26 protein-coding genes are annotated in these 18,814 nt (G+C 64.3%); 10 read left to right on the forward strand and 16 right to left on the reverse strand.

Going from position 1 to position 18,814, the window contains the following annotated elements:
* Positions 1-123: 123 nt before the first annotated feature.
* From ACSDHM_RS05785 to ACSDHM_RS05845, 13 genes are all read right to left on the reverse strand, one after another.
* Positions 124-1,068, reverse strand: coding sequence for a phosphoadenosine phosphosulfate reductase domain-containing protein (locus ACSDHM_RS05785; protein WP_439426732.1), 945 nt, complete (start codon positions 1,066-1,068; stop codon positions 124-126).
* The gene (locus tag ACSDHM_RS05790) at positions 1,065-1,832 is read right to left on the reverse strand and encodes a hypothetical protein (protein WP_439426733.1); all 768 of its coding nucleotides are present in this window, start codon (positions 1,830-1,832) and stop codon (positions 1,065-1,067) included. Before ACSDHM_RS05790 ends, ACSDHM_RS05785 begins: the two co-directional genes overlap by 4 nt.
* Entirely contained in the window at positions 1,829-2,068 is a 240-nt protein-coding gene (locus tag ACSDHM_RS05795) for a leucine zipper domain-containing protein (RefSeq protein WP_164232462.1), read from the reverse strand. Before ACSDHM_RS05795 ends, ACSDHM_RS05790 begins: the two co-directional genes overlap by 4 nt.
* Positions 2,068-2,781 (reverse strand): hypothetical protein, encoded by a 714-nt coding sequence (locus ACSDHM_RS05800; RefSeq protein WP_439426734.1) that lies wholly within the window; start codon positions 2,779-2,781, stop codon positions 2,068-2,070. The genes ACSDHM_RS05795 and ACSDHM_RS05800 overlap by 1 nt, the downstream gene beginning before the upstream one ends.
* A complete protein-coding gene (locus ACSDHM_RS05805; protein WP_439426735.1) occupies positions 2,778-3,170 on the reverse strand; it encodes a hypothetical protein in 393 nt (130 codons plus the stop codon). Before ACSDHM_RS05805 ends, ACSDHM_RS05800 begins: the two co-directional genes overlap by 4 nt.
* 7 nt (positions 3,171-3,177) lie before the next feature.
* Positions 3,178-3,666 carry a hypothetical protein gene (locus ACSDHM_RS05810; protein WP_015994725.1) on the reverse strand — a complete coding sequence of 163 codons (489 nt, stop codon included), beginning with the start codon at positions 3,664-3,666 and terminating at the stop codon, positions 3,178-3,180.
* Complete coding sequence (locus ACSDHM_RS05815; protein ID WP_439426736.1) at positions 3,663-3,902, reverse strand: hypothetical protein; 240 nt, start codon at positions 3,900-3,902, stop codon at positions 3,663-3,665. Before ACSDHM_RS05815 ends, ACSDHM_RS05810 begins: the two co-directional genes overlap by 4 nt.
* Entirely contained in the window at positions 3,899-4,225 is a 327-nt protein-coding gene (locus ACSDHM_RS05820; protein WP_014646648.1) for a hypothetical protein, read from the reverse strand. The genes ACSDHM_RS05815 and ACSDHM_RS05820 overlap by 4 nt, the downstream gene beginning before the upstream one ends.
* Positions 4,222-4,494 (reverse strand): hypothetical protein, encoded by a 273-nt coding sequence (locus ACSDHM_RS05825; RefSeq protein ID WP_439426737.1) that lies wholly within the window; start codon positions 4,492-4,494, stop codon positions 4,222-4,224. Before ACSDHM_RS05825 ends, ACSDHM_RS05820 begins: the two co-directional genes overlap by 4 nt.
* A gap of 15 nt (positions 4,495-4,509) precedes the next feature.
* Positions 4,510-4,761: a hypothetical protein gene (locus ACSDHM_RS05830; RefSeq protein ID WP_439426738.1), complete on the reverse strand. Its 252-nt coding sequence runs from the start codon at positions 4,759-4,761 to the stop codon at positions 4,510-4,512.
* Between the two features lie 71 nt (positions 4,762-4,832).
* Positions 4,833-4,982 carry a hypothetical protein gene (locus ACSDHM_RS05835; protein ID WP_180860014.1) on the reverse strand — a complete coding sequence of 50 codons (150 nt, stop codon included), beginning with the start codon at positions 4,980-4,982 and terminating at the stop codon, positions 4,833-4,835.
* Entirely contained in the window at positions 4,979-5,278 is a 300-nt protein-coding gene (locus ACSDHM_RS05840; protein WP_439426739.1) for a hypothetical protein, read from the reverse strand. Before ACSDHM_RS05840 ends, ACSDHM_RS05835 begins: the two co-directional genes overlap by 4 nt.
* Positions 5,275-5,499, reverse strand: a complete 225-nt coding sequence (locus tag ACSDHM_RS05845; RefSeq protein ID WP_049456195.1) for a hypothetical protein — start codon at positions 5,497-5,499, stop codon at positions 5,275-5,277. The genes ACSDHM_RS05840 and ACSDHM_RS05845 overlap by 4 nt, the downstream gene beginning before the upstream one ends.
* A gap of 260 nt (positions 5,500-5,759) precedes the next feature.
* On the opposite strand from ACSDHM_RS05845, the gene ACSDHM_RS05850 reads away from it, so the two are divergent.
* Positions 5,760-6,284 (forward strand): DUF4124 domain-containing protein, encoded by a 525-nt coding sequence (locus ACSDHM_RS05850; RefSeq protein ID WP_439426968.1) that lies wholly within the window; start codon positions 5,760-5,762, stop codon positions 6,282-6,284.
* A 39-nt stretch (positions 6,285-6,323) separates the two neighbouring features.
* Here the strand turns inward: ACSDHM_RS05850 and ACSDHM_RS05855 are convergent, their stop codons facing one another.
* From ACSDHM_RS05855 to ACSDHM_RS05865, 3 genes are all read right to left on the reverse strand, one after another.
* On the reverse strand, positions 6,324-6,638 hold the full coding sequence (locus ACSDHM_RS05855) for a hypothetical protein (protein WP_439426740.1): 315 nt from the start codon (positions 6,636-6,638) through the stop codon (positions 6,324-6,326).
* On the reverse strand, positions 6,610-7,164 hold the full coding sequence (locus ACSDHM_RS05860; RefSeq protein WP_439426741.1) for a helix-turn-helix domain-containing protein: 555 nt from the start codon (positions 7,162-7,164) through the stop codon (positions 6,610-6,612). Before ACSDHM_RS05860 ends, ACSDHM_RS05855 begins: the two co-directional genes overlap by 29 nt.
* 225 nt (positions 7,165-7,389) lie before the next feature.
* Positions 7,390-7,620, reverse strand: coding sequence for a hypothetical protein (locus ACSDHM_RS05865; RefSeq protein WP_439426742.1), 231 nt, complete (start codon positions 7,618-7,620; stop codon positions 7,390-7,392).
* Positions 7,621-7,688: 68 nt separating this feature from the next.
* Between ACSDHM_RS05865 and ACSDHM_RS05870 the strand changes: the two genes are divergently transcribed.
* From ACSDHM_RS05870 to ACSDHM_RS05910, 9 genes are all read left to right on the forward strand, one after another.
* Positions 7,689-8,219 (forward strand): hypothetical protein, encoded by a 531-nt coding sequence (locus ACSDHM_RS05870; RefSeq protein WP_015994734.1) that lies wholly within the window; start codon positions 7,689-7,691, stop codon positions 8,217-8,219.
* Between the two features lie 425 nt (positions 8,220-8,644).
* Positions 8,645-9,706, forward strand: a complete 1,062-nt coding sequence (locus tag ACSDHM_RS05875) for a CHC2 zinc finger domain-containing protein (protein ID WP_439426743.1) — start codon at positions 8,645-8,647, stop codon at positions 9,704-9,706.
* A gap of 171 nt (positions 9,707-9,877) precedes the next feature.
* Complete coding sequence (locus ACSDHM_RS05880) at positions 9,878-11,278, forward strand: VapE domain-containing protein (protein ID WP_425604379.1); 1,401 nt, start codon at positions 9,878-9,880, stop codon at positions 11,276-11,278.
* A gap of 425 nt (positions 11,279-11,703) precedes the next feature.
* On the forward strand, positions 11,704-12,213 hold the full coding sequence (locus ACSDHM_RS05885; RefSeq protein ID WP_439426744.1) for a terminase small subunit: 510 nt from the start codon (positions 11,704-11,706) through the stop codon (positions 12,211-12,213).
* Entirely contained in the window at positions 12,210-14,300 is a 2,091-nt protein-coding gene (locus ACSDHM_RS05890) for a phage terminase large subunit family protein (RefSeq protein WP_439426745.1), read from the forward strand. The genes ACSDHM_RS05885 and ACSDHM_RS05890 overlap by 4 nt, the downstream gene beginning before the upstream one ends.
* Positions 14,297-14,626, forward strand: a complete 330-nt coding sequence (locus ACSDHM_RS05895; protein ID WP_439426746.1) for a hypothetical protein — start codon at positions 14,297-14,299, stop codon at positions 14,624-14,626. Before ACSDHM_RS05890 ends, ACSDHM_RS05895 begins: the two co-directional genes overlap by 4 nt.
* A gap of 157 nt (positions 14,627-14,783) precedes the next feature.
* On the forward strand, positions 14,784-14,981 hold the full coding sequence (locus ACSDHM_RS05900) for a primosomal replication protein PriB/PriC domain protein (RefSeq protein ID WP_235304015.1): 198 nt from the start codon (positions 14,784-14,786) through the stop codon (positions 14,979-14,981).
* Positions 14,978-16,504: a phage portal protein gene (locus tag ACSDHM_RS05905; protein ID WP_439426747.1), complete on the forward strand. Its 1,527-nt coding sequence runs from the start codon at positions 14,978-14,980 to the stop codon at positions 16,502-16,504. The genes ACSDHM_RS05900 and ACSDHM_RS05905 overlap by 4 nt, the downstream gene beginning before the upstream one ends.
* Complete coding sequence (locus ACSDHM_RS05910; RefSeq protein WP_439426748.1) at positions 16,501-18,807, forward strand: ClpP-like prohead protease/major capsid protein fusion protein; 2,307 nt, start codon at positions 16,501-16,503, stop codon at positions 18,805-18,807. The genes ACSDHM_RS05905 and ACSDHM_RS05910 overlap by 4 nt, the downstream gene beginning before the upstream one ends.
* Positions 18,808-18,814: the final 7 nt, after the last annotated feature.

An 18,814-nucleotide genomic window follows, 5' to 3' on the forward strand; every position in this document is an offset into this window, starting at 1 on the left:
CGCAGTCCAGTTCGCACTGAAAGCGACCCTCAAGCACGGATACACCGGGACTCGCAATGAACTTCGCGTTCACCACTACGCGCACTGGATGCACGGTGAGCAGCTGGTCAGCCATGGGCGGGGTCACGCAGCGCTCCTTTCGCAAAGGCCGAGGTCAGACGTGCAGCCGCCGCCGGCCTGGGCCTGGAAGAACAGATCAAACTGGCGGCCGCCTCGGCTGGTGCGGCTCCATTCGACCAGCGTGTCGATCCGCGAGTAGGTGCCGGGGCGCTCCACATCGGTGGGGTCGGTGACTGCCGGGAAGAACGTGGCGCTGCGGCGCTTGTTGGCCGAGGCGACGATCTCTTCCCACTGGCGGATGCGCTCGATGTGGTCAGGGAACAAGTCCGCGATGTTCCTCAGTTCGCTCTTGCGGCAGTTGATGCAGGGCATGCAACCCACGCGCCCCATGCCGAGGGCGTAGAGCGGGTTAGGTGAGATGCCGTGTCGGCGGTGCTGGTCCCATACCTGCTGGACCGTCCAATCGAAGATTGGCCGCCACACGTAGCAGCCGGATTCATGCCGATTGAAGCGCGGTTGCTTGGCACGGTTGGCGGATTCCTCCGCTCGGATGCCCAGCCACTGCAGCACCGGCCCGGCCTTTAGCATCGGTCCGACCACCTGGGTGGTGATCGGGATCGTCTTCAGTTCCTCGGTGCAGAACTGCGCCATTCGCGAAGGGAATCGCCCCTTGCTGATGCAGAGATCCAAGAAGGGGTTGCCCGTGGGCTCGTGCAGCGCTGCAGCCTGCTGCACGATGTCATCAGGGATTCCTTCGCCGGGCCAGCGCGCCAGGATGTATGCGCGATGCTGATCCAGCTGCCGGGTGAAGTCGGCGCGCACGGTCTCGACCTCGGGTCCACCCGTCTTGTGCGCAAGCTCTGCCACGTAGTCGTATACGCGCTGATCCTCGTTGCCAGTGTCGGCGAACACAGCACGGAACGGCCGGCCAAGCTCGATGGCGCGCAGATACACAGCCGTGCTGTCTTTGCCACCCGAGACGTTCACCAGGTGCTGCACGCGGTTCATTGGCCCACCGCCAGGCGGTCGAGCAGGGCCAGCAGCGCATGCTTCGGCATCCAGTGGGATACCTCTGCGTAGTCGCAACTACCGAACAGCCATCCGTTGTTCCACTCGATGTCGTCCGCGTCGTGCCGACTTTCGCCGACATCCCAACTGCCCTGAACGCTGTTCGGGGTGTTATAGCGGTAGCGCACCACCACGTCCCCGCTCTCGCCATAATCTTCCTCACTCGGCAGCCGATCGTTGACGCTTACCCACAACGGCCCCAGGTCCACGGCCTGCGCGGGCGGGGCTGCGAGTGATTCGCCGCCAGTCAGCTGTTCCAGCAGCCAATCGAAGGCACCGTTGACGCTACAACCGCAGTGGATCAAGTCCTTGGCCTGGTCCAACAGGTCTTCGTAGTCGATGACCGGCTCCCGCACCGGCTGGCGGGCGGCGAGGACAGCAGCCACGTCCTGCGCGAACGCCAGCAGTCCGCCGCGATCCAGCAGGCGCACGCCGTCCTCCCGGCTTTCCTCGGCGTGCACGTCGGCCAGCGACAGCACGCGGTCCAGATCCAACGCATCCTGACCACCCGGGGAGGGCTGGGCGGAGAGGGCGGCATGTAGCGACCGCAGGCGTTCGGCGTGTGACTCGTTGCCGCCTTCGGATAGCGTGCTTGCTGCATCCATCAGCCACCACAGCAATTCTGAATCGAACTGCCCCGCCTGCCCCAGCCTCACCCTCCCACCGGGCTGCACGTCCGCCAGTGTCTTGTTGTCGTTGCTCATGCCTGCATGTCCTTTCTGTTCGCGGGAAGGCGCGCCAGGCGCAGCGATTCCCAAGTGAGGGGATATGGACCACGCTTCACCCGCGTGTCTGCTGTGGTCATCGACACGCCCAGTTCTTCAGCGATCTGGCGCATCGTGTAGCGCTTGTTCTCGACCACGCGGGCGTAGAGCGCGGCCTTTGCTCTGCCGGCCTTGACCCGGTATCGGTGGTGCCGCTCGCTCAGCGTTGGGTCCATCAGGCTGCGTCCGGATGGGCAGCTGCGCCATTCCACGCGTGCATGGCAGCGATGGCGAGGGGCCGCACGAACCACGCAGCGAGGCCGTCTTCCGTCTCGCCTAACCACGCCAGACGCCAGTCCTCTCCAGGTGCCTCCGGGTTCCAGTCGTGCAGTTCCTGTGCGGCGTTGTAAACGCCCGCTCCGATGCCCTCTTCGGAAAATTCGCCCTCGACCACGACCAGGTCGAATCCCTGCGCGAGGAACAACGGCCGCAACGACACCTCGCGACCGTCAGCCCACATTGGCACATCCGGATGGCACGGGATCTCGCCGTCAGCGTTGCGCGCCGGGAGCCGACTGGGGTGGTACAGGCCGCGCCACGGGTCCGCTGGATCGACAGCGGTGCGGGACTGATTCCTGACCAGCTCCAGTAATTCGGTCGCCTGCGCCAGCCGGGCACGGGTGGTATCGCAGAGCGGCGTGTCGCCGTCCTGCATGCTGCTGCGCAGAGTCGCTACATAGGCGGCTACGGGGGCTTCGAACACGCGCAGATCTTGCAAGCGCGGCAAGCGGTGGTGCAGATCCCGCAGCGCGGTCTGGGCCTGCGCGAGGGTGATGGCCTTCGCCTGGTTGGGCAGCCACACGGCCTCGACAGCGATCGCGCTGATCGTTTCAAATGCGTCGCGCAGAACGGGACAGTTCGTAGGAAGAAGCGTGAGGTTCGCGGTCATCGGCGGGCCTGCTTGAATTGGGTATCGGTGTTGACGAACGCGCCTGCGAGCGGCGCTATCTGGGACGCCTGCTCGGCGCCAGCGGAGCGAAGGGGGAAGGGCGCTGCATGGCGATAGCGCCGGTTCGGGTCGGAGGCGAACCGGCCGGCGTCGATGCGAATCACCTGGTACTCAGGGAAAGCCTCATCAGGAAGCACTTCGCGTGCTTCCTCGATCAGCGCGACAAAGCGCGCCTGCCACTCGACCGGCATCGACTGCAGGGTGCGTCGCGGCACCACGTGATAGGCGGCGCGGCTGAGGCCGAAGGCGTGCCAGACGGGGCCATCGGAATAGGTACTGCCGGGCCTGCCGGGTTCGGTGGAGGTCGCGGCGTGGGATTCGCTGCTCATGCGTGCCTCAGTCCATCTCATGGGCTGCCATGCGCTCTGCATAGCTGCCGTGGTTGGCGGTGTGCCGGCTCATCAGCGGGCGAAGCGGGGTGTGCCCCAGCACTTCGATGTGCCCGCCCGCTGCGAGGAAGGCGTCCAGGTCGTCGGCCAACTGCTGCCGGTCAAGTTCCCTATGTCGAATCGTGGTCGCCGCGTCACTGACCCCGGTGAGCGGACCTACCACGCAGGTCGGTCGCTCCCGCGCGGGTGCCGCGCGCAGCGGCGCGATCGCATGTTGCGTGTGGCTGGAGAGGCGCCAGATCCCGCGCACGCCGGAGCGGTGGCAGATGGCCTGGCCGCTGCGTGCCAACCCCTTCAGCGTGTAGCCGATAGCCTGGTGGGTGCTGTTGATGCGGCCAGCGGTCTTGATCTGTTCGACCGTAGCGCCTTGCGGGAACATGGACAGGACCTTACGCACTTCGGCGGCCCGGCCGATCTGCTGCGGGCGGGCGCTCATGCGCGGGCCTCCGCGAGCAGTTCGCGCATTGCGCAGCCGTGGTGCAGCACACGCGATGAGTGGTGAGCAACGGCATCCGGATTGTTGGTCAGGACAAGTGTGTCCTGCAGCGGATACGCAGTGTGTCCGTCCCAGTCGTCCAGGACCTCCTGCAGGCCGAAGTGTGTTCGCAGATCCTGCGCGTTGGTGGTCTTGCCGCAGCGTTGCGGCCCGTAGATGACAACAGAACGGTTCATGCGGCGATTCCTCGCGTGCGGCGCGTAGCGCGGTTGTTGGGGGAGATCGAACGAACGCGCACGCCTTGGCGGTCGAGCCAGCGGTGTGCGGCCTGTGCGGCAAGTCGGTTGAGAGAAAACGAGACGCCACCGAGGGTGAGTGAGTGGTGCGATACCCCCACGCTCCGGCTGGCGCTGGCGGCTACCTTCAGAAGCGACTCGCGCGGGGCGGCGGTGTAGAGGCCGGCCCATAGCCAGCCTTGGCACACCATCAGCACAAGCGACTCGCCCTGGTGGCCGGTGGCGAACTGCTGCTCGACGGGCAACGTTGGCTGCGCGCTCATGCCGACAGCGCCAGGTCACGGGCCTTGGCGATCTCGGCCTCGGCGGCGGCGATGCCGATGGCGGTCAAGGTCGCCTTGCGCGGTAGCTGCGGGTCGTCGTACCTGATCAGCACGCGCTCATCCAGCCAGTTCATGACGCGACGCGTGAACAACTTCTCGGGGCGGTTGTGGGGTGCAAACCCGTTGGCAGTGCGGTGGAGGGAGTGATCCGAAGCGCCATGCGCTGCGAGCAACGCGGCTTTTTCCTTCGGCTTGAGTGGAGCGGACATGGGTTGTTCTCCTGGTCAGGCAGCGATGGGCGTGGAAGGGGAGTCGGCGGCGATCTCGGCCAGGACCTCGCCGCGATGGCGGGCGAGCAGGGAGATCGGGATGCGCAGGTGTGCCAGGCTTGCATCCGTCCAGCGCAGCTCTGCCAGCGCGGCCTTTTCCATTGGTACCGGGCGGGTGGCGAGGCCACACCTGTGGCACTCGATGTGCACCAGCGGCGGGCAGGGGGCGCCCAGGCGATGGCCGGTAGGGGCGCCTTCGGTCACCACGATGTGAGGTCGATGGCCGGGACCACACAGCGGCACGGACGGGGGGAGCGGGCGAGAGGTCTGGCGCATGGTCAGCCCCTCACCGATGTGCTGATCGCCCACCGGGCCTTGGCCGCATCACGGTCAGCATGCGCCTGGTGGATCTCCGCGATACGCAGTGGCACGACAACGGCGGCCATCAGCGCGACGGCTGCCCAAGCGAGGCGGAGGGGCCGGCTCATGCTGCGCCTCCGTTGGCATGCTCAGCCAGGAACGCTTGGACCTTCGGGGCGAGAGCGGTTGGCAGATCGAAGCAGGCCGAGCCAAGCCATATAGCGGCAGGGGTGCCGGTATCCGCATCAGCGGTATCTACGCTCGGCATCTGGCCGGGATTGGCGCAGGCGAACGCAATGGTTCGGTGCGTCTTGTTCTTCCCAACGAAGGTGTAGAGCGACATGCGCCAGGAGCTGTCACTGTCCCGGTGGACGCTGAGGTTCGCGCCGAAGCACTTCGCAGTGAATTCGACTTTGGCGCTCATGCCCGCACCTCGGCCGACATGTCACGGGAGCAGGCCTCCAGCCGGAGGCTGGCGACGCCCATGCGCCGGGACCGGCGCAGCTGGTTGCGGCTGTGTTCGCCCTTGCTGCGAGCCCAGAGGGTCCGGGCGGTGCTGTGATCACGTGCTGCCACCGCCCGCAGGGCCTTCACGGCCAACAGCGGCAGCAGGCAGGGACTTGGATCGGCATAGCGATGGGACATGGCGCGCTCCTGTTCGAAGGAGGGCGCCGGCGGGTCAGGTGCCGAGGGGGCGGCTGCTGCCGGTAGGGGGAGGGGCCGGCAGGGTGGCGACCCGCCGGTCGCCCGCCGGCTGATGGCCGGCGGAACGATTTATCCCACAGCTAAATTTCGATTGCAATAGCTGTCAGCTAAATTTTGGCACGTGGCTGGAAATAAGCCTGGCTCGCCTGATAATTCCTAGGAGTACAGGGGCCATGGAGGCTGACATGTGGAGCAGGTTGATGGTGCTAGGGGTTGCGCTTGCATGCGCGCCATGGGCTTCGGCCGAGGTGTTCAAGTGCAAAGGGAGGAGTGGCGAGACGGTCTACTCGCAGGCGCCATGTTCCGCAGATGCGGCCCCAATGAAGCTGCGGTCGAACCGCGCTGCCACGGAGAGTTCGGGCGAGGCTGCAAATCGCGCGGCGGTGTACCAAACGACAGAGCTTGCTGATGCAGGCATCGCCGAACGCAACTGTTTGTCTTCGGAGCAGAGCAGGATCTACGGCCCGGTCAACGCCCGAGGGCAGGATGTGTCGCGTCAGATCGCCGCGCTGAACCGTGAACTGGCTACGGCAAGGAACAACCTTGCCGGCGCCACTTATGCGTCGGGGATACGGTCTCAGATTGCTAGCTTGCAGCAGGCCCAGACAGCTGACAGGATTTCTGCGGACAGCCAGATGACCGAGGCAAGGAAGCGGTGCGGTGACGCTCGGGCTGAGCGAGAGCGAGCAACGCGGGAAAAATACTCGGGTGCCAGCACGCCGTAAGTGTGGGCGCTTTGCGCGCCCACTTGCTCTGGTTCAGGGTCACGCGTCCTGGATGGAAACGTCCCGGATGAAGCCAGCCTCATCTAACGGAACTCCGTCCATGCAGCATTCCCTCGCGGCTTCCATTTCTCGGTGCAGACGCACCAACGCGTCGTTTTCAAGGCAGTCGATGCCTGGCGTGTTGAACGTTGCCTGATCAATCAAGCAACCCAGGTTGTAGTGATCGCGGAGCCAGCGGATACGCCGGAGGATGCTGTCTCGCGTCACGCCATCGATGGTTGATGGCCTAGGGTTCTCGACCAGACGCAGCTTGGGCCTTTGCCAATCACGCCTTGCGACGCGCTGAGCGATCACCTGGGCCAATGCTTCGAGTGTCCCCGCGGCTGGGGGCTCCTTTTTCTGCTTCTCCATCCTTCTCCCTGAGCCTTTGCGCAAGCGCCTTGCTGAAGTCGATCAGGTTGTCGGGCGTTACCGTTGCCTCACCTCGCTGATAGAGGTACTCGTAGGCATAAGCCAGCGGAGTACCGTCTTCTTCATTGCTGAAGTCATCAATTCCGAGGTTGGCGAAGGTTAGCCTCACAAGCCTAATCGCGGAGGCGATGATCTCAGGGTCGATTCGCAGATCCTGAGAACCAGCAGCGGCCCCAGCACCAGCGTCGTCGTCGGACCTCGGCTGGTCCAGCCAGCCATGGGATAGCCCGGCCGCGCGTTCAATCTTGCGCGCAACGTCATCCCCCATCTTCTTGCCGTTCAATAGCTGGTTCAGATAGGAAGGCGCCATGTCCAGGTGGATGGCGATCGCTTTCTGCGTCCCCAACTGGGGTTTTAGCGTGGCGACCAGGGCCTGGAGGTTGAGGTGTCTGGCGGTGATGGCATCCATACGCCAAGCGTAGCTAGTAGCTAAACAGGGAAGTTGCGCTGAGCGCTTGACAACGCGGTTTAGCTGCGGGCTAAATACTGGCCCTATGGACCTACTCACCTTCATTTCGGACCCCGAACGTAAGCGGCGCCTCGCTGCCTTGACCGGCAGTTCTGAGGGATACCTGTGGCAGTGCGCGACCGGATGGAGGAACAAGAAGCCCAGCCCGGTCTTGGCGCGAAAGATTCAGCTGGCATCGGTCGAGATCGGTGTCGCGCTGGGTTGCGAGCCGTTGGCGCTCGCCGCAATCCGTCCCGACATTTGGCCGGCTGAAACTGCATGACCGCCTCGGCAGACATGAGCCAGGTTTGCGGGCGCAAACAGCACCGCTACCACTCCGCCGACGCCTGCTGCGGCGTCATAGGTACGGACAGCGGTGAAGCGCATGCGCTGCGGGAAACTGATGATCTCTGTCATGCGGTCAATGTTCTCCCCGCCGCAGTCAGCTTTTCCACGATGATCGATGGCGCATTTCAGGGGGCCGCATGACGTGCCGTCGCTCTGACCTCTACTGGCGGGACGCGCTGCACAACGCAGTGACCCGTGCTCCTGGGGGGCTGCAGGACGCGGCCGCGCACATTAGCAAGCGCCGTGGCAAGTCGATCTCGGCGGAAACGCTGAGGAAGAAGCTCAGGGGCGTCGATGGCGAGTCCGTTTCGATGGAGATGGCCGAGATCCTGACGGACTACCTGCAGCTATTCGTCGGTACGCAGGAGATTGCAACTGACTGGGTCTGCTCTCTTGCTGCCCAGTACGACCTGATGGTCGATTACGTACCGCCGCCGCCGCAGGGTGGTTGGCCTGACGAGCTGGCCGCGATCCAGGCGAAGCTGCTGGAACTGCACAAGCTGACGGGGGCGTTGGCTGGTGCGGGCATCGACGCGATAGCGGATCAACGCCTGAGCGTTCCCGAGGCAGATCGAATCCAAGACCTTTCGCGCGAGGTGCGCAAGCTCTGCTACCGCTTGGAGCGCAATGCGTGCCGTGCGGCTGGGCAGCTGGGGACGGAGGACTGACGTGGGTACGGACCACGCCCGTCGATCTCGGTATCGAAGGCGTGGAATAGCCAGCGCATCCGCGCGTCGGGCCATGGAGCTTGCCGCACTTGCGTTGACCGATGCAGTGCCAGGGCTAGTGGGTGATGAAGCACTGGCAGAGCGTGAGCGAATTCGCCAAGAAACCGAGCGTAGAGATAGCGCCCAGCGCCAGCTCGATGAAGGAGGTATCCGTTGGGTGTGAATCGATGTCTGCACCAGGCACTGCTGATCGCGCGGCAGCCGCGCGCAGAATGGCGCACACAGATCGACCAGATCGCAGAAGCCTGCCAAGCGCCTGGCGTATGCACCGGTGGCATTGGCTGCCGGCAGCGAATCGCCGAGTATCTGCGGGTGCAGTGGTGGATGATTGAGCGTCGCGAATCAAAAGCCGCGAGGCGCCGCTGATGGCGAACAGTTCCGTAGACACCGATGCAATACGCGAGTCGGCAAACATCGCCGATGTCATCGGCCGTTACGTCAAGCTGAGGCCAGCCGGTCGCGGGGAGTACAGCGGGCTATGTCCATTTCACGACGAGTCCTCGCCGAGCTTCACTGTCAACGAAGTTAAAGGCTTCTACCACTGCTTTGGCTGCGGCGCGCACGACGACGTGATCGGCTTCCTGGTGCATCACCTGAAGGTCGGATTCCTTGACGCATGTGCACAGCTCAGTGGCGGAAAGTTGGGCGTCGCGGCAGAGCGCGAGAAACTCCTGAGCCAAGAGTCCTTGCGGGTGAAGTGGGTGCCCATCCTACCCGTGCCTGATGATGCGCCCGAACTGCTGACTGACAGCGGCTGGACGGTGCCGATCTGGAACGCCAAGCGCGACAAGCTCCGCAGGATGAAGCCGGCCAGGGTGTTTCCCTACCGCAACGCTGAAGGGCAGATCCTTGGGTACGTGCTGCGTTGTGAGTTCATCGACCACGACAGCCGCAAGCTGAAGAAGTGGACGCCCCAAGTGACCTGGTGCGTCGGACCGGCCGGGCAGAAGCAGTGGTGCCTTGAGAGCTTTCCCGGGGCGCGGCCGCTGTATGGGCTGGATGCCCTGGCTGCGAAACCCGACGCGCCGGTGTTGATCCCAGAGGGAGAGAAGTGTCGGGACGTGGGGGCGCGTGCATTCCCCGGCTATGCGGCTATCAGCTGGTCGGGAGGCGGAAAGGCCGTCACGAAAGCGGACTGGTCGCCACTGGCCGGTCGGGATTGCGTGCTCTGGCCCGATGCTGACCTCCCTGGGCGGCAGGCAATGCTTGGGTGGAGGAACGACGCCAACCAGTTCAAGCCGGGGGTCGCCCAGCTGCTCAAGCGTGCAGGGGCGAGATCGATCCGGTTTGTGGATGTGACCGGCCAGCCCGATGGTTGGGACATCGCAGATGCGTTGGAGCGCGACGGCTGGACGCCTCGACAGCTTGCGGCTTGGGCCGCAAACCGCGTGATTGAACTCGACGTGGTGGCTGCCAATGGCGCATGACAGGAGGCTGGAGGAGCGAGTGCTGCACTCCAATGCGAAGCTCGCCAGGGCTTACCGAATCGCGGCCCAGGCAGCCCTAGATAACCCATATGAGCACTCTCGGCGCTTGCGCCTGGAGCGGGCAAGAGAATACCTGCGCCTGGCGCGGGGCTACGAAAAGGCAATGCGGCAATGAGCGTGGGGACAAGGCGCAGGATGACAGTGATCGATGGCGGCGGTGCGCCACCGCCAGGCGGTGGCGGGGTAGATCCCAATGCCTGGAAGGAGCACCTCACCAGAAATCGCGATGGGAATGTCGAAGGCACGCTGCACAACCTGATTCTGATCATGGAGAACGACGATCGGTTGAAGGGGCTGTGGTGGCTCAACGACTCCAGCAACCAGGTGAAGCTGCACCGAGATCCACCATGGACAGGTGGCAGCAGGGACGAGTTCATCGACTCGGATGCCTACGAGCTGGCGGCGTGGTTGCAGCATCCGGATCGCTACTGGATGAAGTGCAGTGATGACCTGGTGTTGAAGGCTGTCATCGCGGTTGCGCGCCGGCACCGCCGTCATCCAATCAAGGACTACCTGGGTGCCCTGCAATGGGATGGCGTCCCGCGCGTCGAGCGCATGCTCGTCGAGCTGTTTGGTGCGGCGGACAATGCCTACAGCTTGCGCGCAGCGCAGTGCTTCATGGTAAGTGCCGTGGCTCGCATCTTGTGGGTAGACGCCAAGCAGCCCAGCGTGGGCGCACAGGTGGATTTCATGCTGGTGCTGGAAGGTGAGCAGGGCAAGCGGAAGTCAAGCGCCCTGCGCGCGATCTTCGGCAGCGAATGGTTTGTCGAGACCAGCGAATCCCCAAGCGGTAAGGACTTCTACCAGGTCATCCAAGGGGCCTGGGGCGTCGAGATCGGCGAGATGGACTCCTTCTCGAAGGCCGATGTGACAAGCGTAAAGACCGCCATCACCAGACGCGTGGACAAGTTCCGTGCGCCCTACGAGCGCGTGCCCCGATCCTACCGCCGCGAATGCGTGTTCGCCGGCACCACGAACGAGCATCAGTACCTACGCGACCCGACCGGTGGGCGGCGCTTCCTCCCCGTGCGAACCGACGGCGACGTGCAGATTGCCGCGATCGCAACGTTGCGCGACCAGCTGTGGGCGGAGGCTGTGACCATGTTCAACGCCGGGTTCGAGTGGTGGGAGCTGCCGGCAGACGCGAAGGAAGAGCAGGCCAGCAGGTATGTGGGCGACAGCTGGGAGGGGCGAGTCGAGCAGTGGCTCGACCTTCGGATGGAGCCGAGCAAGTACCCGACACGACTGGCGATGGCGCCGCAGATCGACTGGGCGACCACCGACAACCTTCTGACGTACGCCATCGGCTTGGACCCTGGGAAGCACGGCAAGCCCGAGCAGATGCGGGTCGCCTCGATCATGAAGACGCTGGGCTGGGAGCAACAGCGCAGGCGCTGGCCCGACGACGGCGGCCGGGAGCCACGGTGGTTCAGGCCTGGCCTCGCAATCGATGACTGGCTGGCAACCGTACAGAGGTCAAGGCAGGAGGCCCCCAGTGGACCTGACTTCTGACCAGACCTCTCCAGCTTCGTCCACACCCGTCCGAACCACTGACCAGACCTGCCGCCTACTGCGACAGCGCTGTCCTGACCGTCCACACCATTTCTCGCGCGCGTACATGTACCAACACATCGCCCCAGTTCTCCATTACTCAATTCAAAAAAATAGGTGTGGACGGTATGGACAGTGTGGACAGCGTTGTAACGGCGCGGGTTCCGGGCGTCCAGACCTTGCCTTGATGGTTTGGACGGTGGGGACGGCTGGCATGTTCCACGCGAATCATCGTGCGGTTGGTCGGCCGGAAGGGGCAGGGGGGAGAGGGCAGGCCGATGGGTCCTCCCGGGCCTCAGATTCCACGGGTATTCGGTCGCGCAGTTTTTCGCTAGTCATGACGCAGTTCCAAGGGGGTTGTAGTGGTTTCTGATCTGAGCAGTCCGATGAAGCAGGGTGCATTCGGCGATCTGGTGGGCATTTCCCAGCAGGCAGTCAGCGACCTGGTGCGTCGCGGCGTGCTGGCTGACGGTGCAGCTGGTGACGAATGGCTGCTCGCTTACTGCGACCATCTCCGCGAAGTCGCTGCAGGCCGTGGCGGAGAGGCTGGGAAAGACCTGACCGCCGAACGCGCCAGGCTGGCGCGTGAGCAGGCTGACCGCTTGGCAATGCAGAACGCTGTCACCCGGGGCGAGCTGGCGCCAGCGCACCTCATGGAACAGGTTCTGTCGAAGGTCGGCGCGCGAGCGGGTCGCATTCTTGAAACCATCCCGGGGACGTTGCGCCGTCGATTGCCGCAGCTCACAGCTGCCGATCTCGATGTGGTCACGCAGATTGTCGCCAAGGCCAGGAATCTCGCGGCATCCATGCGTCTGGCTGATGTGGACGCAGATGACGATGCAGATTCGGATGCCGTTGCGGCTACGCCCGTCGCTACCGAGGACGATGACCAGTGACCTTGTTGCGAGGAATCGAAGCCAGCCAGCTGCAGGCCGTAGAGCGGCATCTGCAGCGCGGATTGGCCTCATGGGCGGTGCAGGAGCCCATCACGCTGGAGGCTTGGGCTCGGGAGCACTTCTACCTGTCTGCTGAGTCAAGCTATGTTGAGCAGAAGTGGACACCATGGCCGTTCCAGCGCGGCCTGATGGCGGTGATCAGCAACGACGACGTGGCCGAGGTCTCGGTAAAGAAGTCGGCGCGTGTGGGCTATACCAAGATCCTCCTGGCCTTCCTTGGCTACAACGCAGAGCACCGGCGCCGGAACCAGTGCATCTGGCAGCCGACTGACGACGACTCTGACGACTTCGTCAAGTCGGAGCTGGAGCCTATGCTGCGTGACGTGGAGTGCATGCGGGCGGTGTTCCCGGCCTACCTGGCCCGGCACAAGGACAACACCCTGCAGCAGAAGAAGTTCATCGGTTCGCTCCTGCGCGTGCGCGGCGGCAAGGCCGCGAAGAACTACCGTCGAATCTCCGTGGACGTAGCCCTGCTGGACGAGCTGGACGCCTTCGACAACGACATTGAGAAGGAGGGCGCACCGGACTCGCTGGCCGCCAAGCGCCTGGAAGGCGCCACCTTCCCCAAGCTTGTGGCTGGCAGTACCCCGAAGCTCAAGGGCTTCAGCCTGGTTGATACGCGCTACTCGCAGGCCGATGAGCGATTCACCTACCAGGTGCGCTGCCCTCAATGCGACGCCTTCCACGCACTGACGTGGGGTGGCAAGGACGAATCGCACGGCTTCAAATTCGAGCGAGACGCATCTGGCGGCGTTGTCCACGTCTACCACCTTTGCCCGCGCTGTACGTACCCAATGACGCAGGGCGAGTATCTGCTGGCGGCTGAGCAAGGCGAATGGGTGAACTCGCGCGGTGATGTCTGGCTTCGCGCCGATGGCCGCTTCACCACGCCGGAGGGCCACGTGGTCCAGGCTCCCCGTCATGTGGCGCTCCACATCTGGACCGCCTACAGCCCAGCAGTTGCGTGGGACCAGATTGTCCGGGAGTTCCTGGAGGCGTACATCAAGCACCAGGAAGGCGACGACAGCAAGCTGAAGGCGTGGACCAACACGACTCTGGGTGAGACCTGGGAGGGAGAGGTCGAACGCACGGATGCTGATGAGTTGGCGAACAGGGCCGAGCCGTTCCCGCTCAAGACGATGCCTCGCGACTGCTTGCTGCTCCTGTGCGGCATGGATACCCAGGACAACCGGCTTGAGGCTGGCGTATGGGGTGTCGGGCGAGGGGGGCAAATGTGGACGATCGACCACCGCGTGTTCTTCGGCAACCCTGCACAGATGGAGGTCTGGACCGAGGCTGAAGCGTTCTTGCGTGAGCAGGAATACACACATGCCTGCGGCAGGGCGCAACGGATCTATGCCACCGCGATCGACTCGGGCGGTCACCATGCCGACGCTGTTTACGCCTTCGCACACAAGTTGAAGTCGTTGCGGGTGCACGCGGTGAAGGGCGCGAGCGGCCAGGAGCGGTCCATCGAGAACGGCAACAGCCGCGTCGGCTACCGATTCAATGGGCGAATCGAGAAGCACGGGCCGGTGCTCTGGCACGTGGGCACGAACCTCGCGAAGGATCGGTTCCAGTCGCGGCTGGACGTTGCTGTCCCGGGCCCGGGCTACGTGCATCTGTCAGATCAGCTCTCGCCCGAATGGTTCAAACAGCTGGCGGGCGAGATCCGCGCTACGCGGCGGATGAAGGGTGGGTCCGAGTCCAGGTGGACCGCAACGCGCAAGCGAATCGAGGTCAAGGACTGCCTGACCTACGAAATATGGCTGGAGGAGCGGCTCGACCTGTGGGGGCCCAAGAAGGCGAAATGGTGGGATCAGTTGGAGGAACAGGTGCAGCCGGAAAACGATCTGTTTAGCAATCCGCCGGCTGCGGCATTGCCGGCGGCAGACGTGGCAGCGCCCGCGCCGCCGCTGACCCAGGTCGTGAAAAGGCCCCCGCCGCCCCCGGTGCGGGTCGCACGCGATTCCCGTGAAACGTCACGCGATGACTTTGGGTCGAGCGGTTGGAGTAGTCGCCTATGAGCAACTCGCGCGACATCGATGCTGCCGAGCAGCTGCGTCGCCTGGTGATTCGAGGCATCGTCGAGCAAACCGGCTTGAACGAGGAGCACGCGATGCCCTATGCGACGGCGGTACTGACCGTTCTGCAAACCGAGTATGGGGGTGAGCGTCTGCACATTCCCAAGGCGGCTGTGCAGGACAAGCCAGGTGCACGCGTGGAGGTGATCCGCGCCGAACTAACTAAGGGTCAGAGCTGGCGATTGGTCTGCCGCAGGCATGGGATATCGAGAGCCGCTCTCTATCGCTTGTTCCCTGGCGGATTACCCAAACCATCGAAAGCGAGCTGAGAATTCAAGGTCCGTCTCACCTTCCGACAAAGATTGAGACGGCCGCCTTGTAAGTGACTGATTTTGCGGGGGCGGATTCTTGATCGTCTCACACGGCTGGTAACGGTTGAGACGACCTCGTCTCCAAACTATCTCCATGCCGACACCCGCTCAAATCATGCTGCAGACGTACCTGGCCGCTGAGGCTGCGGTACTGAAGGGTCAGTCCTTCCGCATGGGGGAGCGGCAGCTGAATCGTGCCGACCTGGCGGAGATTCGCGCAGGCCGGCGCGAGTGGGAAGCCAAAGTGAACGCGCAGGCGCGAGGCGGTAGCCGCATGTCCGTGGCTCTTGCCGATTTCCGGGGGGGCGAGTGAACCGCCTCGACCGCGCCATCGCCGCTGTGGCCCCCGGCTGGGGCGCAAAGCGTGCCATGGCGCGCGCGCGAATCGCTGCCTACAGCAGCGCTTACGACGGGGCCACGCCCAGCCGCCTGCGGGAGGCTGCTCGTGAGTTTGGCTCCGGTAACACGGCGGTCGCCAGTGGCGCGACGCGAATCCGCACGCAGGCGAGGCACCTGGACCGGAACCACGACATTGTGGTGAACGGCTTCAATCAGATGGTCCAGAACGTGATCGGCCGGGATGGGATCGGCATCGAGCCGCAGCCGCGCGACGAGAACGGGAACATCGTGGAGTCCCTGGTCGATCAGATCACCCCGCTGCTGCGGGACTTCTGGAAACGCCCGGAAGTCACCTGGTGCCATGACTTCGGTGCGGCACAGCGGCTGATGACCCGGACCCTGTTCCGAGACGGGGAGTGCTTGTATCAGGACCTGATCGGGCCGGTGCCGTACCTCGACCATGGCACTGTTGTGCCCTACAGCATCGAGATGATCGAGCCCGACCTTCTGCCTATGGATCTGAACGATCCCGGTCGGAATATCATGCAGGGCGTGGAGCGGAACGCATGGAACCGCCCCATCGCGTATCACCTCTACAAACAGCATCCCGGCGACCCGAACGCTGTCATGCCCGAAGTGAAGCGCGTGAGCGCAGACTTCGTTCACCACGCGAAGATGGTTGATCGGATCGGGCAGGTGCGCGGTGTCAGCCTGCTGGCGTCTGTTCTGACTCGTCTGGATGACCTCAAGGACTACGAGGAATCCGAGCGTGTGGCCGCCAAGATCGCGGCGAGCATGGCGGCGTTCATCATCAAGGGTGATCCGCAGAGCTATGGCGAGAACGAGACAGTTCCGGAGCGGCGCAGTATGCGGTTCCAGCCCGGCATGGTGTTCGATGACCTGGTGAAGGGCGAGAGCGTTGGGACGGTCGACACCAATCGCCCCAACCCCAACTTGGAGACCTACCGTAACGGGCAGCTGCGTGCTGTGGCCGGCGGTATGCGAGTGTCGTTCTCATCGCTGTCGAAGAATTACAACGGAACCTATTCCGCGCAGCGGCAAGAGCTGGTTGAGCAGTACGGTGCATACGGCGTTCTGGCCTATGAGGTGATCTCACAGATTGTCCGGCCGATCTACGAGCGCTTCATCCAGGCAGCGATCGCGTCCGGCGAGCTGGTCGTTCCGCGCGGCGTTTCGATGACCACGGTGACCGATGCGATGTACATGCCGCCGGTGATGCCGTGGATCAATCCGGTCCATGAGGCGACCGGCCTTCGCATGATGATTCGCGCCGGCATCCGCTCGCTCACCTCGGTCATCAGCGAACGCGGCGGGCGCATGTACGACACGCTGGAAGAGATCCGCAACGAACGTCAGTGGGCGCGTGACCTGGGAATCACCCTGGACAGCGACCCGGGCCAGGTGAGTGACGCAGGTGTGGCCCAGGCCGGCGCCGATGCCGGTTCCATTTCAACCCCTTCTGAGGATGTGCAATGAACCACCTCGCCCGCAATGGCACGGCAGCGGCGCTTGGCGCTGTGTTGGCCGCGACCTTTGCATTCGACGCAAGCGACATCGAGGCGCTGCAGCCGGAGGCCAAGGGAAAATCGGTCCTCGCACTGAGCACTACCAGCGGCGGTGAGGCCGAGCTGCTGATCTACGGCCCGATCGGCGACTACTTCTGGGGTGAGGGCGTCACTGCCGCCAGCGTGGTCGAGCAGCTGGCCGGCACCACCGCGAGCGTGATCAACGTGCGGATCAACTCGGACGGCGGCGTCGTAACCGACGGGTTGGCCATCTACAACGCGCTGAAGCAGCACCCGGCCACGATCAACATGACCGTGGATGGCGTTGCCGCCAGCATCGCCAGCCTGATTCTCATGGCCGGAAGCACCCGTCGCATGCACGAGAACACCATGCTGATGTTGCATGGCCCTCAGGGCGGTGGCTGGGGCTTTGCCGGCGACCTGCGCGAGCGGGCCGATCAGATCGACGTGTACGGGCGCCAGATGCTGGTGACGTACTCGGGCCGGGCCAAGAACCCGGCCGACATCGAGACGATGCTGACCGATCGCAAGGACCACTGGCTGACCGCGTCCGAAGCGCTGGCGCTGGGCCTGGTCAGCGAGGTCATTCCCGACGTGCAGCCCGAGCCTGCGGACTCCGTCGCCGCAGCTGCGCTGCTGTCCTATGTGAGTGCGATCTCCGGCACCGAGGGGGCCGTGCACGCCTTGCTGCGCAAGCACATCCAGGCAACCACCACCGCTTCAGCCTTCGCCTCGCTCCGCGAGGTTCACCAGCGGGCCGTTGTGGCCCACCTTGAGGAAACCAGCATGAAACAGCAGTGCCAACTGATCATGGCGCAGGCGGGCACCGCTCCGGCTGCACCGACCCCCGCCGCCCCGGCATCGCCCGTGCCCGCCGCTCCGGTACTGCCGGTCGCAGCCGCTCCTGTCGCGGCTGCGACCTCGGCGCCGGCTGCAACGGTCGAGCAGGTGATGGCGGCAATCTCGGCCCGCAACGCAGTCATTCGTACCGTCTTCGCCGGATTCCGTGAGGTCAGCGGCGTCCAGGCGCTGGAGGCGGAGTGTCTGGCTGATGCTGCGATCACCGAAGACGTGGCGCGCGCCAAGCTGCTGGCGAAGCTCGCGGCGAGCGGACAGCCGCTGGCCGGCGGCTTCAGCATCACGGATGTGGTGCCGGAGGAGGACAATCAGCGTCGCGCACAGGTCAACGCGCTTCTGGCTCGTGCCGGCGTGTTGACCGGTGCAGACGCCGAATCCGCGCGCAATGGCAACCCCTACGCGCACACCACCCTGCTGGCGCTCGCCGAGCGCTCCCTGATCCAGGCCGGCGTGAACACCCGTGGCATGGACCGTGAGCAGATCGCACGCGGTGTTCTGGCAGTTCAGACCACCAGCGACTTCCCGGTCCTGCTGGAGAACGTGCTGCACCGGGTTCTGGTCGGGGCCTACAACCTGCAGCAGTTCACCTGGACCCGATTCTGCGCAACCGGCACGCTGTCCGACTACCGTCCGCACAGCCGCTACCACCTTTCCTCGTTCTCCGACCTGAAGCCGGTCAACGAAGCGGGCGAGTATGAGAACGGCGTGTTGGGCGACGGCGAGGCCGAGACCATCAAGGGCGCTCGCAAGGGGCGCATCTTGCAGATCACCCCGGAAGTGCTGGTGAACGACGACCTGGGCGCGTTCGTGCGCATCACCACGGCGCTGGGCCAGGCCGCTGGCCGCACGATCGAGAAGGACGTCTACGACGTGCTGGCGCAGAACGACGGCATGGGCCCGACCATGAAGGATGGAAAAACCCTGTTCCATGCGGACCACGGCAACATTGCCACCGGCGCCGCCGTGTCCGTGGATTCCTTCGACGCGATGCGTCAGCTGATGGCGCTGCAGAAGGACCCAGGTGGCAATGACTATCTGGATATCTCGTTGTCGCGCTTCCTGGGAACGGTCGCAATGCATGGCCGCGCGACCCTGGTGAACAACAGCGAGTACAACCCGGACGTGACTGGCCGGTTCCAGGTCAACAACACCTCCCGTGGCACCTTCAGCGACATCATCACGTCCCCGCGCCTGGGCACGGGTAAGGCCTGGTACGGCTTCGCCGATCCGAATGTGGAGCCGGTGATCGAAGTCGCGTTCCTCAATGGCGTGCAGACGCCGGTACTGGAGCAGGAGACCAACTTCCGCACGGACGGTCTCAGCTGGAAGGTCGTCCACAAGTACGGCGTGGGCGCGGTGGGCTGGCGCGGCGCTTCCCGTAACCCGGGCGAGTAACCGGCAA

It is taken from the genome of Stenotrophomonas sp. T8, from assembly GCF_051853085.1.
Classification (GTDB): Bacteria; Pseudomonadota; Gammaproteobacteria; order Xanthomonadales; family Xanthomonadaceae; genus Stenotrophomonas; species Stenotrophomonas sepilia.

What these genes read in the sequence shown, in the direction of transcription:
- ACSDHM_RS05785 (WP_439426732.1), bottom strand. Translation starts at nt 1,068, where the DNA reads ATGAACCGCGTGCAGCACCTGGTGAACGTCTCGGGTGGCAAAGACAGC.
- ACSDHM_RS05790 (WP_439426733.1), bottom strand. Translation starts at nt 1,832, where the DNA reads ATGAGCAACGACAACAAGACACTGGCGGACGTGCAGCCCGGTGGGAGG.
- ACSDHM_RS05795 (WP_164232462.1), bottom strand. Translation starts at nt 2,068, where the DNA reads ATGGACCCAACGCTGAGCGAGCGGCACCACCGATACCGGGTCAAGGCC.
- ACSDHM_RS05800 (WP_439426734.1), bottom strand. Translation starts at nt 2,781, where the DNA reads ATGACCGCGAACCTCACGCTTCTTCCTACGAACTGTCCCGTTCTGCGC.
- ACSDHM_RS05805 (WP_439426735.1), bottom strand. Translation starts at nt 3,170, where the DNA reads ATGAGCAGCGAATCCCACGCCGCGACCTCCACCGAACCCGGCAGGCCC.
- ACSDHM_RS05810 (WP_015994725.1), bottom strand. Translation starts at nt 3,666, where the DNA reads ATGAGCGCCCGCCCGCAGCAGATCGGCCGGGCCGCCGAAGTGCGTAAG.
- ACSDHM_RS05815 (WP_439426736.1), bottom strand. Translation starts at nt 3,902, where the DNA reads ATGAACCGTTCTGTTGTCATCTACGGGCCGCAACGCTGCGGCAAGACC.
- ACSDHM_RS05820 (WP_014646648.1), bottom strand. Translation starts at nt 4,225, where the DNA reads ATGAGCGCGCAGCCAACGTTGCCCGTCGAGCAGCAGTTCGCCACCGGC.
- ACSDHM_RS05825 (WP_439426737.1), bottom strand. Translation starts at nt 4,494, where the DNA reads ATGTCCGCTCCACTCAAGCCGAAGGAAAAAGCCGCGTTGCTCGCAGCG.
- ACSDHM_RS05835 (WP_180860014.1), bottom strand. Translation starts at nt 4,982, where the DNA reads ATGAGCCGGCCCCTCCGCCTCGCTTGGGCAGCCGTCGCGCTGATGGCC.
- ACSDHM_RS05840 (WP_439426739.1), bottom strand. Translation starts at nt 5,278, where the DNA reads ATGAGCGCCAAAGTCGAATTCACTGCGAAGTGCTTCGGCGCGAACCTC.
- ACSDHM_RS05845 (WP_049456195.1), bottom strand. Translation starts at nt 5,499, where the DNA reads ATGTCCCATCGCTATGCCGATCCAAGTCCCTGCCTGCTGCCGCTGTTG.
- ACSDHM_RS05850 (WP_439426968.1), top strand. Translation starts at nt 5,760, where the DNA reads ATGGTGCTAGGGGTTGCGCTTGCATGCGCGCCATGGGCTTCGGCCGAG.
- ACSDHM_RS05860 (WP_439426741.1), bottom strand. Translation starts at nt 7,164, where the DNA reads ATGGATGCCATCACCGCCAGACACCTCAACCTCCAGGCCCTGGTCGCC.
- ACSDHM_RS05865 (WP_439426742.1), bottom strand. Translation starts at nt 7,620, where the DNA reads ATGACAGAGATCATCAGTTTCCCGCAGCGCATGCGCTTCACCGCTGTC.
- ACSDHM_RS05870 (WP_015994734.1), top strand. Translation starts at nt 7,689, where the DNA reads ATGACGTGCCGTCGCTCTGACCTCTACTGGCGGGACGCGCTGCACAAC.
- ACSDHM_RS05875 (WP_439426743.1), top strand. Translation starts at nt 8,645, where the DNA reads ATGGCGAACAGTTCCGTAGACACCGATGCAATACGCGAGTCGGCAAAC.
- ACSDHM_RS05880 (WP_425604379.1), top strand. Translation starts at nt 9,878, where the DNA reads ATGAGCGTGGGGACAAGGCGCAGGATGACAGTGATCGATGGCGGCGGT.
- ACSDHM_RS05885 (WP_439426744.1), top strand. Translation starts at nt 11,704, where the DNA reads ATGAAGCAGGGTGCATTCGGCGATCTGGTGGGCATTTCCCAGCAGGCA.
- ACSDHM_RS05895 (WP_439426746.1), top strand. Translation starts at nt 14,297, where the DNA reads ATGAGCAACTCGCGCGACATCGATGCTGCCGAGCAGCTGCGTCGCCTG.
- ACSDHM_RS05900 (WP_235304015.1), top strand. Translation starts at nt 14,784, where the DNA reads ATGCTGCAGACGTACCTGGCCGCTGAGGCTGCGGTACTGAAGGGTCAG.
- ACSDHM_RS05910 (WP_439426748.1), top strand. Translation starts at nt 16,501, where the DNA reads ATGAACCACCTCGCCCGCAATGGCACGGCAGCGGCGCTTGGCGCTGTG.